This is a genomic window from Geobacter sp., assembly GCF_030834625.1.
Lineage (GTDB): Bacteria > Desulfobacterota > Desulfuromonadia > Geobacterales > Geobacteraceae > Geobacter.
On record NZ_JAUQXO010000044.1, the window covers coordinates 66,378 to 87,119 of the forward strand.

Annotated in this window: 16 protein-coding genes; 9 read left to right on the forward strand and 7 right to left on the reverse strand. The window is 56.3% G+C overall.

The annotated features are described in order from the left end of the window. Window positions 1-79: 79 nt before the first annotated feature. Window positions 80-1,087, reverse strand: coding sequence for a YafY family protein (locus RCH91_RS11285; RefSeq protein WP_306535046.1), 1,008 nt, complete (start codon window positions 1,085-1,087; stop codon window positions 80-82). Between the two features lie 102 nt (window positions 1,088-1,189). Between RCH91_RS11285 and RCH91_RS11290 the strand changes: the two genes are divergently transcribed. From RCH91_RS11290 to RCH91_RS11315, 6 genes are all read left to right on the forward strand, one after another. Further along, window positions 1,190-1,762 (forward strand): ATP-dependent Clp protease proteolytic subunit, encoded by a 573-nt coding sequence (locus RCH91_RS11290; protein ID WP_306535047.1) that lies wholly within the window; start codon window positions 1,190-1,192, stop codon window positions 1,760-1,762. A gap of 14 nt (window positions 1,763-1,776) precedes the next feature. Continuing rightward, entirely contained in the window at window positions 1,777-4,029 is a 2,253-nt protein-coding gene (locus RCH91_RS11295) for an ATP-binding protein (RefSeq protein WP_306535048.1), read from the forward strand. 167 nt (window positions 4,030-4,196) lie between these two features. Further along, the gene (locus RCH91_RS11300; protein WP_306535049.1) at window positions 4,197-5,372 is read left to right on the forward strand and encodes a zinc ribbon domain-containing protein; all 1,176 of its coding nucleotides are present in this window, start codon (window positions 4,197-4,199) and stop codon (window positions 5,370-5,372) included. Then, complete coding sequence (locus tag RCH91_RS11305; RefSeq protein ID WP_306535050.1) at window positions 5,360-6,019, forward strand: hypothetical protein; 660 nt, start codon at window positions 5,360-5,362, stop codon at window positions 6,017-6,019. The genes RCH91_RS11300 and RCH91_RS11305 overlap by 13 nt, the downstream gene beginning before the upstream one ends. Window positions 6,020-6,075: 56 nt before the next feature. Then, the gene (locus tag RCH91_RS11310) at window positions 6,076-6,981 is read left to right on the forward strand and encodes a 5'-nucleotidase (protein WP_306535051.1); all 906 of its coding nucleotides are present in this window, start codon (window positions 6,076-6,078) and stop codon (window positions 6,979-6,981) included. A gap of 36 nt (window positions 6,982-7,017) precedes the next feature. Further along, a complete protein-coding gene (locus RCH91_RS11315; protein WP_306535052.1) occupies window positions 7,018-8,211 on the forward strand; it encodes a PD-(D/E)XK nuclease family protein in 1,194 nt (397 codons plus the stop codon). On the opposite strand, the gene RCH91_RS11320 is transcribed toward RCH91_RS11315, so the two are convergent. After that, entirely contained in the window at window positions 8,157-8,471 is a 315-nt protein-coding gene (locus tag RCH91_RS11320) for a hypothetical protein (RefSeq protein ID WP_306535053.1), read from the reverse strand. The two genes, RCH91_RS11315 and RCH91_RS11320, sit on opposite strands and share 55 nt — an antisense overlap. An 81-nt stretch (window positions 8,472-8,552) precedes the next feature. Between RCH91_RS11320 and RCH91_RS11325 the strand changes: the two genes are divergently transcribed. The 3 genes from RCH91_RS11325 to RCH91_RS11335 all read left to right on the forward strand — a co-directional run bounded on the left by RCH91_RS11325 (window position 8,553) and on the right by RCH91_RS11335 (window position 15,378). Then, window positions 8,553-8,969: a hypothetical protein gene (locus tag RCH91_RS11325; RefSeq protein ID WP_306535054.1), complete on the forward strand. Its 417-nt coding sequence runs from the start codon at window positions 8,553-8,555 to the stop codon at window positions 8,967-8,969. A gap of 319 nt (window positions 8,970-9,288) precedes the next feature. After that, complete coding sequence (locus tag RCH91_RS11330; RefSeq protein WP_306535055.1) at window positions 9,289-12,069, forward strand: PD-(D/E)XK nuclease family protein; 2,781 nt, start codon at window positions 9,289-9,291, stop codon at window positions 12,067-12,069. Window positions 12,070-12,210: 141 nt separating this feature from the next. Next, the gene (locus tag RCH91_RS11335; protein ID WP_306535056.1) at window positions 12,211-15,378 is read left to right on the forward strand and encodes an exodeoxyribonuclease V subunit beta; all 3,168 of its coding nucleotides are present in this window, start codon (window positions 12,211-12,213) and stop codon (window positions 15,376-15,378) included. Window positions 15,379-15,464: 86 nt separating this feature from the next. On the opposite strand, the gene RCH91_RS11340 is transcribed toward RCH91_RS11335, so the two are convergent. From RCH91_RS11340 to RCH91_RS11360, 5 genes are all read right to left on the reverse strand, one after another. After that, window positions 15,465-15,770 (reverse strand): hypothetical protein, encoded by a 306-nt coding sequence (locus tag RCH91_RS11340; protein WP_306535058.1) that lies wholly within the window; start codon window positions 15,768-15,770, stop codon window positions 15,465-15,467. Window positions 15,771-16,237: 467 nt separating this feature from the next. Then, window positions 16,238-16,864 carry a hypothetical protein gene (locus tag RCH91_RS11345; protein WP_306535059.1) on the reverse strand — a complete coding sequence of 209 codons (627 nt, stop codon included), beginning with the start codon at window positions 16,862-16,864 and terminating at the stop codon, window positions 16,238-16,240. Window positions 16,865-16,954: 90 nt separating this feature from the next. Beyond that, window positions 16,955-18,241 (reverse strand): Fic family protein, encoded by a 1,287-nt coding sequence (locus RCH91_RS11350; RefSeq protein WP_306535060.1) that lies wholly within the window; start codon window positions 18,239-18,241, stop codon window positions 16,955-16,957. A gap of 323 nt (window positions 18,242-18,564) precedes the next feature. Then, entirely contained in the window at window positions 18,565-19,218 is a 654-nt protein-coding gene (locus tag RCH91_RS11355) for a hypothetical protein (protein WP_207164664.1), read from the reverse strand. A 375-nt stretch (window positions 19,219-19,593) separates the two neighbouring features. Continuing rightward, window positions 19,594-20,658, reverse strand: coding sequence for an IS5 family transposase (locus RCH91_RS11360; RefSeq protein WP_306535061.1), 1,065 nt, complete (start codon window positions 20,656-20,658; stop codon window positions 19,594-19,596). Between the last annotated feature and the right edge of the window lie 84 nt (window positions 20,659-20,742).

Genomic DNA, 20,742 nt, shown 5'->3' on the forward strand with positions numbered 1-20,742 from the left:
ATCGGTCATTGTCAGCACTATGGTAGATCAGTTCTGACATTCGGTTTTATTCCCATTCCCTCAAAGCAAAATGCTTCTGTCAATCATACCTCCGGGCAGCCGCCTCGAATTCCTGCTTTACCTCAGCCCTCAACTCCGCCGGCTCCAGCACCTCCGCGGCCGAGCCGAAGGAAAGCACCCACCGCTTGACCTCGTCCCGGCCTGAAGTTCTCATCACCAGAACCACCGAGCCGTCGACTCCATCGATAAACTCCTGATCCTTCGCCCAGCGCCGCTCCTTTATGTACCGGGCCTGCCCGGGGGAAAAGCGAATCCTTGCATCAAAGGGCTCGTCGAAGATGATGTTGAAGGCGGAGTCGAGCAGTTCGTGGGGATCGAATCCCTCTGGATAGTCAAACTCCTGCTCGGAAATGTCCAGAGAGCGGATCCGCTCGACGGCCAGGGTTCTGATGCTGGAAAAGCGGGCGACCATGCACAGCAGGTATAGCCCGCCATCCCGCTCAAAGAAGTGAAGCGGTTGGATAGTGAAGGTCTTGTCCCGGTCGTCGTAGAAGGAGTGATAGGTGACGGTGCAGACCTTGCCGTTGAGCATCGCAAAGCTGAGGTCGTCAATGGTTTCCTGCACCCCGCTGTAGTCCTTGGCCGCCTTGGCGGTGGGAATGAAGAGCGTTGCATAGCGCTCCATCATCCGGCGAAACCCCGGCGGGAGGATCAGCCCCAGCTTTCTGAAGGCGGCATCCACCGACTCTTCGATCATGGTGCCCTGGTAGACCCCCAGGTTCCCCCTGAGGGCATAGAGGGAAAGGGCCTCGTCAAAGGTGAGGGTTGCAAGGTTGGGGGTCTTGAGGACCGATCCCTCGTCGAGCTGGTAGCGCTTCTGCCGCTCCATGAACCCGGCGACGGTTTCGTGGACCGGAAGCCCTATCCGCTCCAGCGCCTTGAAGATCCGGTAGACCGTCCGGCGCTCCACGGAGGTGTTCGCCACGATCTCGGCTATCGTTGCCCCCTGGGGACGGCTCAGAAGCTTCACCGTCTCCACCATATCCACCAGCTGTCCCGCCCAGCAGTCCTTTTCCCGCTTCGGCACGTCACCCTCCCCCAACCGGTAATCGGCACAATCGCCCTGTGCCCGAAAATGTCACGCATGCATTGTATCGGTATTTATAACGAATGCTTGAGGAGGCACTACATGGCGAAAGACGGCAACAAGCAGCAAAAAGAGAACGGGCTCAGCGATTACGGCATCATCTACCTCTCCGGCGCCATTGATTCCGGCACCGCCGAAGGGGTCTGCAAGGAGATCATCGAATACAACATCAGGGGGGAAGTGAACCAGATCCAGATGATCATCAATTCCCCCGGCGGATCGTGTCCGGCAGGCTTCTCGATCATCGACATCATGGAGTGGTCGCGGATTCCCATCTATACCACCGGCATCGGCATGATCGCTTCCATGGGGCTCCTGGTCTTCATGACCGGAGAAAGGGGGCGCAGGGTCATCACCCCGCGGACCTCGATCCTCTCCCACCGGTTCTCGGCCTTCAATTTCGGCAACCACAGCCAGCTAATCGCCAGCCGCAAGGAGGAAGACCTGGAGCACGAGCGGATCCTCCAGCACTACCTCTCCTATTCGAACATCTCCTCCCGGGAGGAGCTGGAGAACTACCTCCTGCGGGACGTGGATACCTGGCTTGCCCCTGAAGAAGCCATCCAGTACGGGCTGGCCGATGTCATCGAGCCGCTCAGAACCCGCAGTCACTGAAAACGAGGCCCACCATGACCACGACCATGAACGCACAAACGACCTTCACCCCTGCGGACCAGGGCGCCCAGGTTCTCCATCTGTCGGCGCGGGATTCCGCGCCGGCGGCCGCCCCCTTTGCAGACAACCTCGACCATCTCCAGGCCATGGAACAGGAAGCACGCCTGATCCTGGCCCGGGCGGTACTGCGCTGCAACGGCTGCGAGGCGATCCAGGAGAGCGATGTTGCGCGCGTACTGTCCCTGGCCGGGCTGTCAACGGAAAACGCCACCCTGGACCGAGTGGAGTTGCTCCTGTCGGGACACGTGCAGAAGACCCGCTTGCGGGAAGAGGCGTCGGCCCGCGCCGGCATTGCCCTCACCCTGCCCCGGTTCTGCGAAAACTACGGCCTCGAGGGCTTCGAGCGCAGCGTGGTGCTCCTTCTCTTCATGCTCACCACCAGTCGCGGTTTCTGCGAAATGTTCTATCTCTGCGGCTTCGAAAAGGAGCGAAAGTGGACAGAGGGAATGAAGATCGGTTCTCTCCTCGCCATCATCTGCAGGGGTTACCGGGAGCAGATCGACCGCCGCTCCGGCTTCAGCGTCGACGCTTCGCTTATCCGCCAGGAGATCATCCTCTTCCGGAATACGCTGGACGAGACATCCAACATCCTGGACGAGGTCGTCTGCCTCCACGAGCGGTTCGTCCGCTTTATCCTGGATGACAACAACCTCTATAGCACCATGTTCAGGTTCGTCGGCAGGGAGCGGAGCTGTGTCAGCCTCGATCAGGTCGTCATGGACGAAGCGGCGAAGCATGAGGTGGTCACCCATGTGGGAAACTACCTGAAACGGCGGGAGCTGGGGCAGCGGAGCATCATCGACGAGTTCTACGGCTACGGCACCAGCCTTACTCTCCTCTTCCACGGCCCCCCCGGTACCGGCAAGACCATGCTGGCCAAGGCCCTGGCGTGTCACTTCGATCGACAGCTCTTCACCCTCCGGCTCGAGGATCTGAATGATACACCCGGCAGCTACGAGGAAAACTTCGGCTCCCTGTTCCGCGAGGCATCACTCCACGGGGGGATCGTCTTCTTCGACGAATCCGACGACATCTTCCGGGATGATTCCCGGGCAAGCCGGGCGCTCCTCATCGAAATCGAAAAGGCCCGCTGCGTGGTGATCCTCGCTACCAACAAGCCCGTGGAGCTTGACCCGGCCATGGAACGGCGCATCAGTATGAAGGTTTCCTTCGCCATCCCTGATCCCGACCTGCGCCTTTGCATGTGGCAGTCGCTCATTCCTCCCGGTGTCCGACTGGCCGACGACCTCGACCTTCGGATGTTCTCCGAGCGGTACGAGTTCACCGGCGGGCTCATCAAGAACACCATCTTCCTGGCCCTCAACAAGGCCATGTCTGACGATGGGATCGAGAACACCGTCATCACGCGGGAGCTCCTCAACCACGCGGCGTCATTGCAGATTTCCCCGCTGGCCGAGATGTCCCGCCTCTGCCGAACATACCCTCCGGCGATGACCCTGGAGGATATCCCTCTCCGGGAATACCAGAAAGAGCAGATCCGCCACCTGGCCACGGCGTATCGGCGTCTGAAGGAAGGGGGACTCGGCCTTTCGGTCCTCCTCGGTTCCGGCGACATCCAGACCGGAATTAACGCCGTCCGGGCGCTTGCTAACGAATGCGGCCTCATGGTCAGGGAATTCGATTTCGACAAGGCCCTCTCCATGGCCGACGAAAACAGGGTCGTCGATCCGGTCAGCCAGAAAAAAGTCAGTCCGATGCGCTATACCTTCTCGCCCGGAACCGGCAGCGCGTCCGTCATCCTCTTCGTTGACCACAACCGCGAAGTGGAGCGACTGCTGGCGGACACGCCGGACACCGCCCGCAACATGATGCTGGCGGAGCTGACCTCGCACCTCCGGACCCATCCGGGTCTCTTCTGCCTGGTCACCAGGCCGCCCGGCAAGGTGAGACTCCCGGCTGAGTTCAGTCTACGGTTCGACCTGGAGTATCCGCCCGAGGAGGAGCAGATACGGCGCTGGGAAGAGCATATCGGGCGGAGTTCTGTCGATGACGATCTGGTCACTCTGGTCGAACACCATCCGATGCACATCACCGAGATCGGCTTCCTGGCCCGTCAAACAATGATCCACGCCATTATTCACGGTGGGAGCGGCAAGCCGACAGTCGCCGACATTTACGAAACCATCGAGAGACATCAGGGGAAGAAGCAGCAGCCGGTGCTGTTCGGGGAGAACAGGCAACCATGAAACTGATCCGGAACTGGTTTTCTTGTGTCAGGAAATTCTTAAACCCGGCAGCGAGATAAAGAATTTGCTAAAGAATCTCTCGTCCATGCCGATAGCCTTAATATCAGAAATAGAGAATCGCATTAATTAAACAAATGCAATTCATATCAAGCTCTGGAGGCACGATTATGGGACTGTTCGATTCAATTCTGAATATGGCAGCAAACGCCTGGGAAGGAACCCCTGATGCAATGTACGAAATGGCTTGCAGAAGTATCGAAAAAAACAATGTCAACCTTGCCCTGACTTTGTTGGAAAAAGCGGCAACCAGTGGCCACGTTCAAGCCCAGTACCATCTCGGATTCCTTTATTGGGAAGGCAAGTTGACCCCCCAGGACATGGCAAAAGCGGAGCATTGGCTGGGAGCAGCGGCAGACAACGGGCACCCGGAAGCATTGAAGTGCTTTCCTGCTGCAGAAGAACAACAACAATCCACACCAGGCATTTCATGCACCGGTTGTGGCGCCGCCATGGCGGAAGGGGCCAGGTTCTGCCTGGAATGCGGTGAAAAAGCGCCACAGCCTAAGTGCTGCCCCTCCTGCGGCGCACCACAGACAGGCCCGGCCAAGTTCTGCCCGGAATGCGGCGCCAACCTGAATGCCCCTCCAAAATGCAGCGGATGCGGCGCCGAGATGGCCCCGGAAGCGAAGTTCTGCGGAGATTGCGGGACGAAAGCAGGTGCTACGGCGCCCAATCCGACCGCCACCGCCCCCCAGCGGAACGATGCACCGGAAAGCATCACCCTCGAGATTGCAGGACCTGGCATGGAAGTTTCGTGCGGGCGGCTGTCCGATGAGCAGTACGAAGAAATCCTCCAACTCCAAAAGGATGGGGAATTCGAGAATAGTGACTACTACGAATGCACGCACAACTACAATGACGTTTTCCATCTCTACGGCGTCCTATCGTCACAGGATGGCGATGAGATCAGGTCTCCAAAGCTGGCGCCCAATTATGAAGAAGTCGATACCTACAGCGAATTTGAAGACGGTATTTACATCATCTATGCGGCGCCGTCGCGAAAGACATACGGCAGCTTCACCATCAATTGTCCGGGCGGATTTGCCCCGGAGAAACTCAGCATACAGCTGTCAACGTTCGATATCAGCATGCTAGAGCTTGATGATGAAGGAACAGAGCTGATGGGCTCGATAATCTCCGGCATCTCCTATGCCGACGAGCCCATTGATCTTGAGTTTGAAGATAATGGCGGAGATTGTTGCCGGTTCATTGTTCGGATCGATGACGGGTGCTGGGACATAATTTACTCTCAGCGGGGAGAAGAGTCGGAGTGGAATATCTAAGAATATCAAAATCAGCAGTTCACACATCTAAACATATGGAGGTCTTTAAAATGAGCTTTGATCTCAAAACAATCGGTGAAGAATTAGACATTATCAATCATGAAATATATTTCGGAGTCACCAGCAGTGATGATAATGCGGATACTGAAGATGGTTTCAGTATTGACAATTGGAAATTGGATTATCTTCATTTCTCAATCGTTCAGAGAGAGGATGAAGACATCTTTCATGTAATAGACTGGTTTGAAAAGAAAATAAGCCCAAATATAGATGAGTTTGAAAAATGTGACGACTACATAGCCAAAATAGCCAGTACCAGATTCAAACGTATGAATGAAGTCAATCTGCAAAAGAAATATTTCTCCGGCATGCTGAGATGCGCCTTGGATGAAGATGAAGATGGAATGTCGAGCATAACGGATAAAAAAGGGGGAGAAATTCTTTTTTATGATTATAGCGACGAGGAACCTGTCATAGATATCGGCTATCAGAATTGCATTTTTTGCATAACATCATCAAGGCCATCAAAGATCAGCAATGGAGCAATTATAGAGGATGACGCCTCTGTGTTTGAACCAGGTTCGACACCAATGGACAAATTCAAATCCGCGCTATATACCGAGGAGCTAAGTCTGTTCGGCAATTAGAATAAGCCTCTCAGAAGCCGTTATCGCACTTAACCAACAAGCTACGGGTTTGGTCTATGGCTGTCGATCTTACTGAATGCCTCGTCGTTGGCATATCCTCCCGCGCACTCTTTGACCTCTCCCATGAGGACGGGCTTTTCACCAGCGAGGGGCTGGACGCCTACCGCGCCTACCAGATGGAGAACGAGCACCGCATCCTCGAACCGGGTACTGGCTTCCCGCTGGTGAAGGCGATTTTGAGGCTCAACGAAACGCTCCCCGGCGACAGGAGGACCGAAGTGGTGGTCATGTCCCGGAATTCGTCTGAGACGAGCCTCAGGATATTCAACTCCATCGACCACTACGGTCTCGACATCACCCGCGCCGCCCTCACCGGCGGCGCCCCACTTTCCCCATACCTGAGCGCCTTCAGGGTTGACCTGCTCCTCTCCCAGCACGAAGACGACGTTCAGGCCGGCATCAATGCCGGCATTGCATCGGCGTTGCTCTACAGCAGGCCGAGCTGCCTCAACGAAGAAATCAACCAGATCAGGATTGCCTTTGACGGCGATGCTGTTCTCTTCTCCGACGAATCGGAACGGATTTTCAAGGAACACGGATTGGAGGCATTTGTCCGTCACGAGGCGGATAATGCCCGCAGACCGCTCCCCGAAGGACCGTTTGCCCGCTTCCTTAAGAGTCTTGCCGCGATCCAGAAGCTGGCGGGGACCACGGTGCCCCCCATCCGCACCGCCCTGGTCACTGCCCGCAGTCGCCCAGCCCATGAAAGGGTAATCCGGACCCTCAGGGCCTGGAACGTGGTGGTGGATGAGGTGTTCTTCCTTGGGGGGATGAAGAAGATGGAAGTCCTGGAGGCATTCAGGCCGCACATCTTCTTTGACGACCAGGATGTCCACTGTGGACCTGCGTCCACCGTTGTTTCGGTCGGACGGGTGCCCTACGTGGAACGGCAAACGGCCTGACTACCCGTTTGGCCGAGGATGGCATTGCTGGGCCGAATGATCGAGGAAAAGGACAACTCTATGACGAGAACGGATTGCGTTATAAACCAAACGAAACAACCAGTTGAGTATCTCAAAGGATCTCCTGTTTTTGCCATGTCTTTGGGGGCCAAGGAGCTGTTCCACAGCAATTTCCTGGCATGGTTCTGGAACAACTATTCCGGTCACGCAATGGCGGCCTTTTCAGGCTGGATGGGAGGAATACCGAAACAAGCGGCCTTTAAAGCTGCTGAACGGGAAAAAAATAATTTCGACCTGACTATCAGTTTCAGTGGAGACCACAAGCTCGTCATCGAAAATAAGGTTAAAGCGGTTCCGAGCAAGGCTCAACTCGAAGAATATTCAAGAAAACTCTCAAATGAGAAGCACCCTGAAAAAATCGAGTGTTTGATGTTGAGCCTGACTCCGCCACGGTTCTGCGGAACAGGAAAGAGTATTACGATAGATGGCGGAGGCAACCGGAATTTCACCTGGGGATGCATGTCATACTGCCAACTGGCCGATGCGCTGCAAGAGGCCTCAAATTCCATAACAGGTTATGACGGTTGCATATTGAAGGACTATATAGCGTCAATCCGCGCTTTATCCGAATTGGTAAACAACAGTTTAGTGGAGCAGGGGCAGAGCTTCTTTTGTGAAAGCGGAGATTTCAGCGATCTCAGAATTACAGACGTAATCAGAAAGTTAAGGTACGGACAGCTTGTCGAGGCGGTTTCCGCAAAACTACCCACGAGCAAGACAGATCTCTCAGGCAAAGATTTCCTGAAGGGGTCGCACGGAGACGTCTTCCTGCACTCATTCATGACCCGCAGCCTCGGTGGGTTTGATCTGAAATATATAGTATCCCCAGAGCAGGGTCCTTTTGTCGTGGGAATCCAGATTCAAGGCTCTGACCTCCGGCTGTTTGTTGAAACTATTGGTGGAAAGGTCAATCTGGGAAATGTTGCGGAGGAACTGTTGAATAAAAAGGCCTGGTTTGATTTCTCACAGGTTTGCGGGTCCGGCAATATCAGGCCTGATTCCCAGAAAAAAGGCAACTTCTTGAAGTTTGGGGGTACTTTCCTCTACCGGGCAAAGGCTTTGCCAAAAAACATGAACCTGGAAGAACTCTCTGATCTGGTGGTCAAGTTTGCCACTCAAATTGAAGCCAAAAAGCAAGACATCCAAGAGACAATCAATAACTTCTGCTGAGGAACTCCATGGCCATCCCCCTCGAATGCCTGAGCGTCATCATCCCCATCGCCACCATCATAAACCAGATCGGCCTCGATGGCTTTCACCGCCATCTCGCCGACAACACCAGTCATGACAATTACCTTTACCGCATCGGAGCCATGAATCCGATGGACGTAGAATTGATCATCAACAATTGGCAAAAGCAGGGTTTCAGGCCAACCGGCAGACGAAGAGGTGAACTGTATTGGAAGGACCTCTGCGTGGTCGACGCCCATGGTCCAACCCTCCCCTGCAACTGGATTGAATACAATCCTGGCGAAAGGATCGTACGCTTAAAGGGAAAGGACTAAGGTGACATGCAGACTGAACAAAAGACGAAGGAGTGCGCTGAACGCACCGTCGCCAAATGTCTGAAACTATACGACAGAACCCGATCCAAGCGAAAACTGCAGAGGTATGTCGACCGCATCGACGGGCCTGGCTACGAAGTGCTGAACCTCATGATGGAACGGATCGAGCCGGAAATCAGGCGGCGCTATTTCCCCGACCTGACGGTGGAGAAGCACCTGGAGAAAGTAATGGCCCGTTGCCGGGCGGTTGAGAGGCCGGCCATGCTCCTGTCCGATATCTGGTGGGAACTGGACAATGAGCTCTTTTTTGATGCTGAAGAGTACGGCGAATTCGTTGAGCGATTCGAGGAAGAGGTCAACAGACTGGCGAATCCGCCATCACGACAGGACTGGGATGATCTGGAAGAAGAGCTGATGAAGTAACTTCCGTGGCGCCATTTCACAGATTTTTATGAAAGTCATCATCGCCGGCAGCAGAACCATCACCGATTACGAGGTTGTCCGCAGGGCCGTCGACGAACCCGAGACGAGACGGAGAACACATAACGCCAAATGAGCCCCTGGCGGTGTCGAGTAAACGGGATGCCTGTAAAAAACCACCGGAGATTGGCTCGCCTTCGGCATGGTTTGCGCGGTTTCAACAGTTGTCGGAAGATCAAAAGAGAGCCACAAGGTACAAGAATGGCAGTATTTTGCGCGCTCCGATTTCCGGCAACAGAAATTGACTCTCACCGAGGTAAGCATGGCCATGACCAGACAGGCAGTTGTCCACTTCATCCTCGTACCGGACAAGTCCGCGGCCCGCAAGGTTCGCCGCACGGTGGCGGCCGCCAGTGCCCGCGTGGGAATCCAGGTCGGTACGTGGCCGGAACTCGTCAGCCTCGCGCAAAAAAGCTACATCCTCACTTCTACTCCCGATGAGTGGCAATCATGCCTCGATTCCGCCCTCGAATCCGTATCCGATTCCTTCTGGAGCAAGAGCCTCCACCATGCGCAGTCGGACCGGCAGCAGATCGCAGACGCCGTGGAGCGGTCCCTGGCAACGCTTCTGGAAGGGGCGGGTCCCGCCGGCCGGCTTGACGCCGTCAATCCGGCCATGCTCCCGCCACGGTCGGCGAGACATCACGCGGATCTGGCTCGGCTTCGCACCGCCCTGGGGAATCTCCTCCCTCCCCACCTTGCCGTCATCCGGCAGATTCTGGATGCGAGTACAGAACGACTGCTCCGCCCAGCCCGGGTATACCATCGGGAAGGGTGGCCGGTGCTCAATCCCTGGCAGCGGGCCCTGGTCGACAAACTCAACCGGGATGCCGGCGCGTGTGAAGATCCTGCACTGGCGGCGTATCTTGCAGAAGAGCCTGCCGCTGCGCCAGCGGACACGGCCTTGGGGCACCTTCAGCGACACCTGTTTGCCATGCCGGACAGCAAGCCTGGGCGAGACAGCACGCTCCAGTGGCTGGCCGTCCGCGATTACCTCCAGGAAGTTGAAGTGGCCGCCGGGATGGTGCAGCAGTCCTTGGCGGAGGACCCTTCCCTTGCCTTGGCCGATCTGGCGTTGCTGCTCCCCGCTGATGAACGGTACGACACCGCGGTTCGGACTGTCTTCACCATGGCGGGAATCCCCGTCTCTGGTCTTGCCTCCGAAGCCACCGGACGCGATCTGGGGCGGGAGGCGGTCTTCAATTTCCTGCTCAGTCTCGACAAGCCGGCACCGGTAATCGCCCTGGCATCGCTCCTCACATCGCCCCTCATGCCATGGGATTGCGTCGCCGGGAACCGCTTTGCCCAGGAAGTCATCAACCATACCTTTGCTCTCGAAGCTGGCGTCGACAGCACCGACGACGCCCGTGCCATGCTGGAGATCATTCGCAACAAAGTTCATAGTTGTGATGAGGTGCGTGAACGCCTGAAGTGCTTTGCCCAATTGAGCGGAGTCGGCGCCAGGCGACTGACCGATGAAGAGCGCACCTTACCGTTGTTCGCGCACCGACTGGAGCTGGAGCAGTGCTGTGCCGCGCTTATCGAGTGTCTCGACGGGAAATCAGGGGAAATACCCTGGAGTGAACTACTCAAAACGGCAGCTCCCCGAAACATTCCCGTGCATTGTGGAAAGGATCTCAACCGGGAGGGTGTCGCCGTCTTTCACGAAGGGGAAGAACCCTGGCGCCGGGTGAGGCGGCTTTTTGTTCTGGGCTGCCATGACGGGCACTACCCCCGGAAAACGGCAGGCTTCTCGCTCTTCACCGATCAGGAGCTGGAGTTGTTCGGTACCGTTGCGGGACTTGAACTGGTCACCGCCGCGGAACAGAACCGTCAGCAACGCCAACTGTTCCTTCGGCAGCTTCGCAGCGCGTCGGACCACGCAACCTTTCTCGTCCCCCGCCGCGATCCACTGGGCAAGCCCCTGTCCCCATCCGCCGCCATAACCTTCAGTGCCGCCCTGTTTTCCGACGTCAGGGATGAAGATGAATTGGTGCTGGAGCTTGACAGTGCATCAGACCGCGCCAGGGCCTTCGGGCTTCCGCCGGCGCCCCGCATGGATCAGCAAGCCCCCCGCAGCCCCGATCCCCAAGACCTGAAGTTTGACAGTAACCTGCTGGAGTTGAACAAGGGGACTGATGGCAGCCTGAAGCCCGAATCCCCCAGCCGGCTTGAAAAACTGATGATATCCCCCCTCGCCTGGCTGTTTGAACGACTGGGGGTTGAGCCCCGCGACTGGCAGCCTGAAACCCTTGATATCAGGGCAAAGGGCACCTTGGCCCATGCCGTGTTCGAGCTGCTCTTTGATCCGAAAGTTCCCCTGCCCGAAAGGGACCGGATAGAGACTCAGGTCCCGGCCTTGCTGGAGAGCAAGATTACCGAGATCATGCCGTTTCTTCATCGCCGGGAATGGAAGGTGGAGCGAAAGCATCTCCAGCAGGAAATCGTCAAGGCAGCCCTTCAGTGGCGGGAAATACTGTTTCATGCCGGCGCCCGGCCGGTGGCGGTGGAGATTTCGCTCAAGGGTGAACTGTACGGGGTTCCGATTCACGGCAACGCCGACCTGCTGCTTGAGCTGCTGCCCAACCGGCTGTACGTGGTCGATTACAAGAAATCCTCCAGCAATGACCGCCGCAAACGAATGGAGGCGGGCTACGACCATCAGGCAGAACTGTACCGCACCATGATCAGAACCGGCGGGCTGGAGAAGCCGGAAAAGGCGCCCGCGGGGCTGGCGGAAAAACTGGCGGGTATCAGGGACACCGGCGAGATCGGCACCCTCTACTACCTGATGAACGACCAGACCGCCCTGGCCGATACCGCCGGCTGGCTGCCGGGGAGCATAGGCAACCTTGAGGAGATGCAAAACTGCACCTCAGGAAATGCCATGAAGCTGATTCAGGAACGCTTTGCCCAATTACGACGGGGGTGCATTGAGTTAAACACCACCACCGATGAGAAGGAATTCAAGGATAAGCGGGGGATATCTGCGTATGCCTTGAAGGGGACTCCGTTGGTGGGGATGTGGATGAAGGAAAAATAAACTTACGAAATCCCAAATTATACAGAGGATGCACTATTTCTGTAAAACAGTTCAGAAAGGCAAAATAGACTCTTACGAGCAACGCTGCCCAGGTCTTTGCCGGCGTTGACAGACTGAAAACCTGAATCACAAGGACAGACCATGACATTGCCAAACCTCACCATCGTCCCCGCCGGGGCAGGCTCGGGCAAGACCTATTTCCTGCAGAACGAGCTTGCCAGGCGGATAGAGAACGGCCTCGCCCCGGAAAAGATCGTGGCCGTCACCTTTACCGAATCAGCCGCCGCCGAGTTGAGGAGCAGGATACGGGCAGCGTTGATAGGGAGAAACCTGCTGGAGCAGGCCCAGAAACTTGATCAGGCGTATATCACGACCATTCACGGTTTCGGTCTGCGCCTTATCACGGAATTCGCTTTTGACGGCGGCATGTCTCCCTCACCCCGCATGCTGAATGACGATGAACAGGGGATGCTGGTAAGTCGCGCCCTGGCCCATTCTGATGACGCTTCCGCCCTGATGGAGAATCTCGATCAATACGGATACCGCTACAATTTCAGCAATAACGCGACCGCGGAAGAGTCTTTCCGAGGGCGGATGCTTTCCTTTATCGGCACGCTGCGGGGCATAGGGAGGACGGGAACGGCGGCCGACCTCATTGCGCCGGCCGAGGATGCGATTCGCAGGCTTTACGGCGACACCCGGTCTGCCGAACACCTGAAGGCAGTCCTTCTTTCCGCCGTAGAGGCCCTGCTGAGGGAGTTTCCGAAAGACCTGTCGCCTGACTACAGCGCCGTGAAATCAGCCCGTGAGGAACTGCGCGCCAATTTCCATCAACTGCGCCACGCCTCCGGCGGCAGGGCGCTGGACACTGACTGGAAGCTCTGGAAGTCGCTGCGCAAGCTGCGGGTTTCCAATCGTACCACCAAGCTGCCCGCGGGGTATGACGGCCTGGCTGAAGAGGTCATGGCTGCGGCCCATGCTCTGCCTCTGCATCCCGGCCCGTTGCAGGATGCCCTGAACCACGCCACGGCTCTTATCCAGTCTGCTTCCGAGTGCCTGAACCGCTATGGCGAGGAAAAGCAGCAGCGGGGGCTTGTGGATTTCACCGACATGCTGTCCCTGGCCCATGGCCTTTTGTGCACTAACCAGGCGGCTGCCGAAGCCTTCCGGGAAAGGGTCGACTGTCTGGTGGTGGATGAATTTCAGGATACCAACCCGTTGCAGTTCTCCCTCCTCTGGTCCCTTACCCGCAAGGGCGTTGAAACCATCATCGTGGGTGATCTGAAACAGGCCATCATGGGCTTTCAGGGGGCAGACCCCCGCCTCATGCAGGAGCTGGTCAATCGCCATCCTTCGGCAACCAGGCCCCAGACCGGAAACTACCGCTCATCCAGGCAACTGATGCACTGGATCAATCTGGTGGGCACCGGGCTTTTTGATGACTACACGCCGCTTACGGCGGAGGCAGACTACACCAGCACGGTGGTTCCTCCCCTCGATGTGATCCTGGCGGGAGACAAGACCCTGTCGGAGAGCGTCTGGGCATCCCATACCACTGCTCACCTGACCTGCTTGCTGGACAGCGGCATCGAGATATTCGACCGGCACCGGAAAGAGCATCGCAGGCTTCGGGGGGGCGATATCGCCATCATCTGCCCCACCAACAAGCGGCTGCAAACCTACGCTGCCGCCTTGAGAGATGCAGGAATCCGCTGCAAAATAGCCCAGGGGGGATGGCATGAATCACGAATCGTCCAGCTGGGGTGTAATGCCCTCAGCTTCGTGGCAGATCCCGGAGACCGGCACGCCGCCCTCTACCTGGCCGTAACGGAGCTTGGCAGCCATACCCTGAAGTCCGCCCTTACAGAGCTGATGGACCGCGACAAAATTTCCGATCCGGTGCTGGAAAAACTGTACGCCGTGGCGAACGGACGCCAGGACCGCCACGTGGAGGATCTCCTGGTCGATATCATCGCCGCCCTCGACCTCTACGGCACCATTACCCGGTGGCCCGACGCCGGACTGGTTCGGGCCAACCTGCTGCGCCTTGAGGAGGAATGCCGTGAGTTCCGGAACGCAAATCGCGACGCCATGGCCTGCGGCGGCTATTACGGTTCGGACGTCAAGACCTTCCTGGCCTGGCTGAAAGGCCGGATCGAGCGGGAAAACACGCAGCCGGAAGCGACTGTCATCGACGAAGATGCCGTGGTTCTCACCACCTGGCACAAGTCGAAGGGGCAGGAATGGCCCGTCGTTGCCGTCTGCGGCATGGACAGGAGCTACCACCCCCGCCTGCCGGAGACACGGGTCGTCTACAACGATTTCAGCGAACTGGATGCTCTGCTTGACAGTGCGCGGATAGAAATCCACCCCGCCTTCGATGCCCCGGAAACATGCGATGCCTTCAGGGCCAACCTGCTGGAAGGCGCGAAGAACACCGCAACGAGGCTTCTCTACGTGGCCCTTACCCGGGCGCGGGAGAAGGTTGTCCTCGAATGGCCTGAGTACAAGAGGGGAAAAGCCGGCGACAGCTATTGGGATCTGCTCGTTTCATCGGCAGGGCTTGATCTGGAGAAGGATATGATGCGTGTTGCGGGCGATGCGGTCACCTGCACAATTACCACTGTCAGACCGGAAGCGGCAGAGATTGAGGGAACCCGCGCCGGCGCCGCCCTGCCGGCATATGGCAGAGTTGCGATTGTCCCACAAGAGATGCCGGAAAACCTGACCCCCGAGGCGACAACCCCTTCCTCCCTCGAGGGGATGCCCGTTTCCGCATTGCCGGAGGTGCGCCTCGTCAGGTACGGCAGTGGCCTGCAGTGCGAATTCCCCGGCCTGGATGCCGCGTCACGGGGAACATTGCTCCATCGCTGCTTCGAGCTGTTGAGCGGACACGCGGAACGGCGCAATCTCTTGCAGGATGCTGTCGACATGGCCTTGAGCGAGGAGCAGATAACAGCCATTTCCACTGTGGTTGCGGCCTTCGATGCCTGGCTGGACCAGGAACTGCCGCCGGTGGGACTGGAATCGGAAATCCCGATTCTGACCCTCGATGAAAACGGCACGGTTGTCACTGGAACCGCTGATATGTTCGTGGAAACCGCTGACGGCTTCTGGGTCATCGATCACAAATCAGACCAGACCGATGACTTCAACAACCGGTTCCTCCATTACCTGCCGCAGCTTCGCTGCTACGCCGCGGCCCTTGGCAGTGCCCAGTCATGCAAGCCGGTACGTGGCGTTGCGGTGAACTGGATCAGCTGTGGGGTCATCTCTCTTGCGCCGTTACCTGAATGTCCCATTGGATAATGCCATGCCGAGGGAGCTACGGACTATGGATGCCATGGACCTACCGTGCCCCTTCTTTCCCCCGTTAACTGAGGCATAACGAAGAATCAGGGCATTTGTACGATTACAAACGGCAACTCTGGGGCCGGAGCACCCTCTTCCGTTTCCCGAAGCGGCCGTTCAGGACGTTTCTTGCTACAGAAAGGGCAGTCCTCATCCGTGCACATCGGATACTTTTCCGTCCACTCGTTGCACACAGGGCAGAACATCGAATCATAAAACATGTCGTAGACGATCACCGAGTGACAGGTATCGCATCGTGAATCGACAATATAGCCGGAAAACTCCTGCCCGTTGACCGTGACGGTCCACCCTGATGCATCTTCCTCAATACGGATTGGAGGTTTATTCATGTTCTCTCGAGACCCCCTTCGGATTTAATGCTGCTGAATTTGATGCTTGCACAGGCATGTGTCATAACCGGGCACAGCAACTGGCTGGTAGTGGCTCAGTGCGGCAGCATGCGAGGCAGTGGCCTGAACCTGTGCACGCCCCTATCTCCGATGAGCTTCGCACTGGTTTCACCGATCACTTCGACGCAGGCCTGGCGTGTAGCAGACGTGACCAGCAAAGTCGCTGGTCAGCACTTTAGAACACAGCTTTGCCGCCATAGAAATAAGCTGCCAAGGGCAAGCGTTATGGACACCTGTATGGAGCGTGCATCTTCTGCAAGAAGTCGCTACTCTTCTCAATGAAGGTTCCTTCGATAAAAAGCGTAACTTTCACGGTTCGCCCCAACGTATCATCCGTCAAAATGCCCACAATATTAAAAGCCTCATAACTACGCCGGAAGAGCCTAGTAGCGCGAGCCATCAGAAGGCTAGAGGAGGGATCCGCTTGGGAGATCGAGAAGCTGTCTTGCGTGTTGTTGGAACTGCCGGGCAGTCATTGGCCTCACAATCTCTCGCAGTTTGGCCAAGGAAACTGATTTGCCGATGCCGGCGCCAGCGAGCTCATGCCGACTGACAAAATAAAACTCCCAGTGCGCCAGGTTCCATGCACCCCACGAAGCGGGGTCTGTCTGCATGTGCATACAAAAGACGTAGTAGTCCGACTTGAAACGACTTTCATCGTTAACCGGAACAGGCGTGACCGCGCTCCTCGCCTGGAGCCCCCCAAATCGGATTCGCCTTGGGTCCACTGCAGTTGAAGCAGGGAGAGGCTTTGCGCTCCCATCCTCATTTACGAGCTTCCACGATTGCCACACGGCTGATGCCTTGACTTCAATGCGGATCCCAGATGGCAAAATAATGTCGCTATCCGCCCAAGATACACGACGCGACCTTGCCAGGGGCAACCCGAGAAGCAGCCCCACCATCCATTCAGCAAAGATGCCTTTGATGTCATCATCGCACAAATCAGAAAAGGCCCATTTCCAAAACTCGAGCAGGGTGCTTTGCTCACAGAGGATCGTGTCCCCGGTAAATTTGATTTCGGCTGGATTCATGATTATCCATCCTCCCTCACCAGTCGTTGAAAAGCCCGTTCATTCACTGTCAGCTGTTATATCCGACAGTTGACCCTTTGAAAGCTGATATTATTTCAGCCGTCTCGCTTCCTGCCACGCGGCAAACTCCGACGGTCTGAGGCGATAGCGGGCAATAATCCCCGGGTGGAGGCGCTTGATTTCATCCTCTACCATCTCGATGAAAGCAGGCTGGTCCTGCTCGTCGATGTCGTCCTCCGCGTACCGTCCAACTGCCTCCGAGACATCCAGCCGCTTGTTGCGGACGATATCCGCCACCAGTTCCTGCATCTGCATGCGATACCGAAGCCGAAGCGGTTCCGGTTCCGCCAGGCTCTTGCGAACGACGACGTATTCCCTCGCCGAGCGCTCGTATGCCCAGACAAACAGGTCCCGTAGCAGCTCTACCCGGTTCATCTCGTACACCCCAAGCAGGGCATCAATGTACGCCCGATCCGGCACGTCGATGAACGTCAGAGGGCAGAGGTTGTGCCTGATCAACGGGATGTTTGCTCCAAGCCGGGATACTCGCTTGTTCACGTCCTCGAACGGTTGCAGATAGGGGATATGCACCAGGATGAAAAACGCCTGCTCGAAGGGATCGCGAATTTCTGAAGCCTTCCGGAGGATTTCCTTGAAACACTCCTCAATACGCTGCGGCACGGCAAGGGGCACGAAAACGGTCCCCCCGATCTGAACAGGACGGGTGCGCAGACGACCGCTGGCGTCGGGGTCCGGCATCAGGTTTTCGGAGAGCAGGCCATGCAGGCTGAGAAAGGTATGCGCATCGAAACCGACGGTTTCCGCTTCATCCACCACCATCTCGATGGCCGCCTTGTGGTTGAGAATCATCTGGGCTTCCTGGGCATCCTTCCCTTCCGCGTAACGGCCGAACTCGATCAGATTCATGGTGTCGAGGCGGGAGTAGGTATTCCCTTCCAGGCGGCTGGATGCCCACGAAAGATCGATCAGGAGACGGTTGAGGATGGCCCTGCCGTAGGTTCCGGCCGGCCTTTCGATCTCTCCCGTATCGCCAATGCGGTGCAGGTGCCTGCGAGTCATCTCACCCAGGTACCATGTTACGTTGGGGATATAGTCATCAAGGAATCCCTGCTCGTAGCCGACAGGAGTTCGTCCACCCCGCGGGCGGCGAACGTAGGAAAATATCTCGCGCCCCTCTTCGGAAAGCGGAATGTATGTCTCGTAGGCCCCTTCCGCTCCTGGTGTTCCCGGCTCCGGCAGTGCCGCGGACATGTCAACCGGCGCAAGCAGCCTGTAGACCGTCGCCTTGCCTTTGCCAACGGCGGCAATGTGCCGCTCTCTCACCAGCTCCGCAAGCCACCGCTGTACTGTGCGCATATGAGGTGCATTTTGCAGGCCGCTGCGGATACCTTCACTGTGTAGTCCCGCCGGGTGAAGGGCCAGCAGCGTGAGAATTTCTTTCTGCCGCGGGGGTAGCAATGTATCAGTCATGTCTTGCCTCGCAAAAAACATTCGCGACGAATCGCGACATGCATTTTGTCGCCAAATGTCGCGATTCGCAAGTCTATTTGTCACGAATCGTCGCGATTTGTCGTGATAGCCCGGAATATCCCTGCTGTAGGTGGGCTATTCGCCAGGTCTTCATCTGGGCCGGGTTTCGTTGCGAATCTTGATGTAATCGGGTTGTTTGCCCTTTATGTTCAGTCCGGAACGGCAGCGAGCAAATCGTCGATCGCATCAGTCAATCTTTTTACCGACTTTGTAATCCACCAGACCTGCTCAAGGTCCCCCACGGCCTTTGCCCAAGAGTCTCCATACCCCTCAATCCCTTCGTCAACGATTTTTGCCACAAAGCAGTGCCGGTCGCTATCCCAGCAAACCCCCAAGTCCAGTTTTGTTGCATCCCTCACGAGCCCTTGCTTCAGGCGCACCACGCTGAGATACGCGAACGGGCTGTCCGGATACAGCTTGGTATAGTGGTCAGGGAAATCTCTCTTGAAGGCACGGTGGATTTCCAAGACTCTATCCGACTCTCCAACTAGATCGCTTTTCCTAAGAGCATCAAGAGCCTCATCCAGCGAGAATTTCCAGAAATTGCACCATTTGACAAAAGAAAATTTTTTCTGTTCAAAAACACTACTCAAACCCGCGGGCAAGTCAATGCTTGGCGGTTTACCGCGTTTGAGAGGACTAATCGCCCCCGCCTTCCTCAATACCGTATAGGAATAATCTGAGGTTCTGGCTCCCATAATACGGGTGATCTCCAGCACGCTCAATCCTGACATGTATGACTCGTAAATCAGTCTCACCAGTTTGGCTCTTGCCTCGCCGGCAGCTCCAACAACAGCCTGCATTTCATTCTCCTTGGCGGCTTATTTATTTATATTTCTCATACTGTATTTTACGTAGAGAAATATAAGCCATTTAGACGGCTCTGTTTTTTGCCAAATTTTGATTTATTACTTTGTAATATAAGTCAATTTGACCTTCCCCCCGCGAACTGATCCATTGCAAACTTAGTGATTTCGGTCTAGAACCTCCCGAAGGAGACTAGCAGACCTTTGAAAAAGTCTCCCATTCAGTCCCTGCCATCCCGTCAGATACCTAATCGGGGCTGATTTGGGTGAGCTTTTTCAGCGATGTTTGCTAGTTTTTCTGCTCTTTGACTCGATATTTTGTTCGTTTTTGCCCTTTTACGATGACTTTTCGGCATCCCGAGTGCACTTCACCTACGTTTGGGCGATGAGATTTCTCATCTTCACCAAGTTGAAGCATCCGGCAGCCAGGGTGAAGTAGAATCTGATCTTCTCAAGCCCGACATGCCGGAGTTTGCGGAACCCGGCGATGACCTTGGCCCAACCGAAGAACTCTTCGATCTTCTTGCGGTTCTTCATACTCTGCCGGTAGGTTGCATGACGGGTGGTGCGACCGTCAACCGCGGTCCCCTTCTTCTTGCTGGCGACATGCGGCGTAACCTTGAGTTTGCGCATCTCCTTGACAAAGTCAGGGGTGTCATACCCTTTGTCGGCAGCCACGGTGATGCGCTTTGCCCGGTTCCCCTTCTGGCGCTTCACCATCTGCTTGGCGGCGCGGCGCTCGGCGGTACCATCGGCATGGGTCACCTCGATCTGGGTAACGAAGCCGTTATCGTTCTCGCTCAGGGCATGACCCATGACGCACAGCTTGGCGGATGACCCCTTGCTCTTTTTGCTCAACCGCGCATCGGGGTCGGTGGTTGAGCGGTGGGTTTCGTTGGAGAGCTTCTCTCCCTTGAAGTTACCGGCCGGCTTGTCGGAATCGTCGTCATCCTTGGGCCGAAAACTCTTGATGGAGGCAAGGGACTCCAGCAGGGTACCGTCGACGGAGAAGTGATCGTTGGAGAGCAGCCCCTTTGCGGCAGCCTGCTTGGTGACTTCATCCAGGAACCGACGCCCGATGTCCGCTTTGATCAGGCGGTCCTGGTTGTAGGAGAACACGCTCTGATCCCAGACCTTGTCGTCGATGGCAAGGCCGATGAACCAGCGAAAGGCCATGTCCGATTTGACGCGATCCATCAGGACAACATGACTGCGGATCGAGTAGACAAACTGGAGAACCAGCCCCCGCAGCAGATATTCCGGGGGAACCGAGGGTCTGCCGGTTTTCGAATACAGGGCATCGAAATCGCGATCGAGTTTTGAAAGAGCAGCATCCACCAAGGGCTTGAGCGAACGGAGCGGATGATTTTTCGAGACGAACTGCTCCGTGGTGACATAGACAAACATGGGACCGAAGGTTTCAGCAGAACCGCGCATAACTTTCTCCTGTAATCACAGCACGTTATGCGCAAAATACTATCAAAAGTCAGGCTTTTTCTCTATTTGTTTTTCAAAGGTCTG

Bases quoted from the DNA above. Each gene is read 5' to 3' on its own strand.
- RCH91_RS11345 (WP_306535059.1), bottom strand. From the start codon at position 16,864: ATGAATCCAGCCGAAATCAAATTTACCGGGGACACGATCCTCTGTGAG.
- RCH91_RS11360 (WP_306535061.1), bottom strand. From the start codon at position 20,658: ATGCGCGGTTCTGCTGAAACCTTCGGTCCCATGTTTGTCTATGTCACC.
- RCH91_RS11335 (WP_306535056.1), top strand. From the start codon at position 12,211: ATGACATTGCCAAACCTCACCATCGTCCCCGCCGGGGCAGGCTCGGGC.
- RCH91_RS11300 (WP_306535049.1), top strand. From the start codon at position 4,197: ATGGGACTGTTCGATTCAATTCTGAATATGGCAGCAAACGCCTGGGAA.
- RCH91_RS11340 (WP_306535058.1), bottom strand. From the start codon at position 15,770: ATGAATAAACCTCCAATCCGTATTGAGGAAGATGCATCAGGGTGGACC.
- RCH91_RS11330 (WP_306535055.1), top strand. From the start codon at position 9,289: ATGGCCATGACCAGACAGGCAGTTGTCCACTTCATCCTCGTACCGGAC.
- RCH91_RS11355 (WP_207164664.1), bottom strand. From the start codon at position 19,218: ATGCAGGCTGTTGTTGGAGCTGCCGGCGAGGCAAGAGCCAAACTGGTG.
- RCH91_RS11320 (WP_306535053.1), bottom strand. From the start codon at position 8,471: ATGGGCGTCGACCACGCAGAGGTCCTTCCAATACAGTTCACCTCTTCG.
- RCH91_RS11325 (WP_306535054.1), top strand. From the start codon at position 8,553: ATGCAGACTGAACAAAAGACGAAGGAGTGCGCTGAACGCACCGTCGCC.
- RCH91_RS11350 (WP_306535060.1), bottom strand. From the start codon at position 18,241: ATGCGCACAGTACAGCGGTGGCTTGCGGAGCTGGTGAGAGAGCGGCAC.
- RCH91_RS11315 (WP_306535052.1), top strand. From the start codon at position 7,018: ATGATCGAGGAAAAGGACAACTCTATGACGAGAACGGATTGCGTTATA.
- RCH91_RS11290 (WP_306535047.1), top strand. From the start codon at position 1,190: ATGGCGAAAGACGGCAACAAGCAGCAAAAAGAGAACGGGCTCAGCGAT.
- RCH91_RS11310 (WP_306535051.1), top strand. From the start codon at position 6,076: ATGGCTGTCGATCTTACTGAATGCCTCGTCGTTGGCATATCCTCCCGC.
- RCH91_RS11295 (WP_306535048.1), top strand. From the start codon at position 1,777: ATGACCACGACCATGAACGCACAAACGACCTTCACCCCTGCGGACCAG.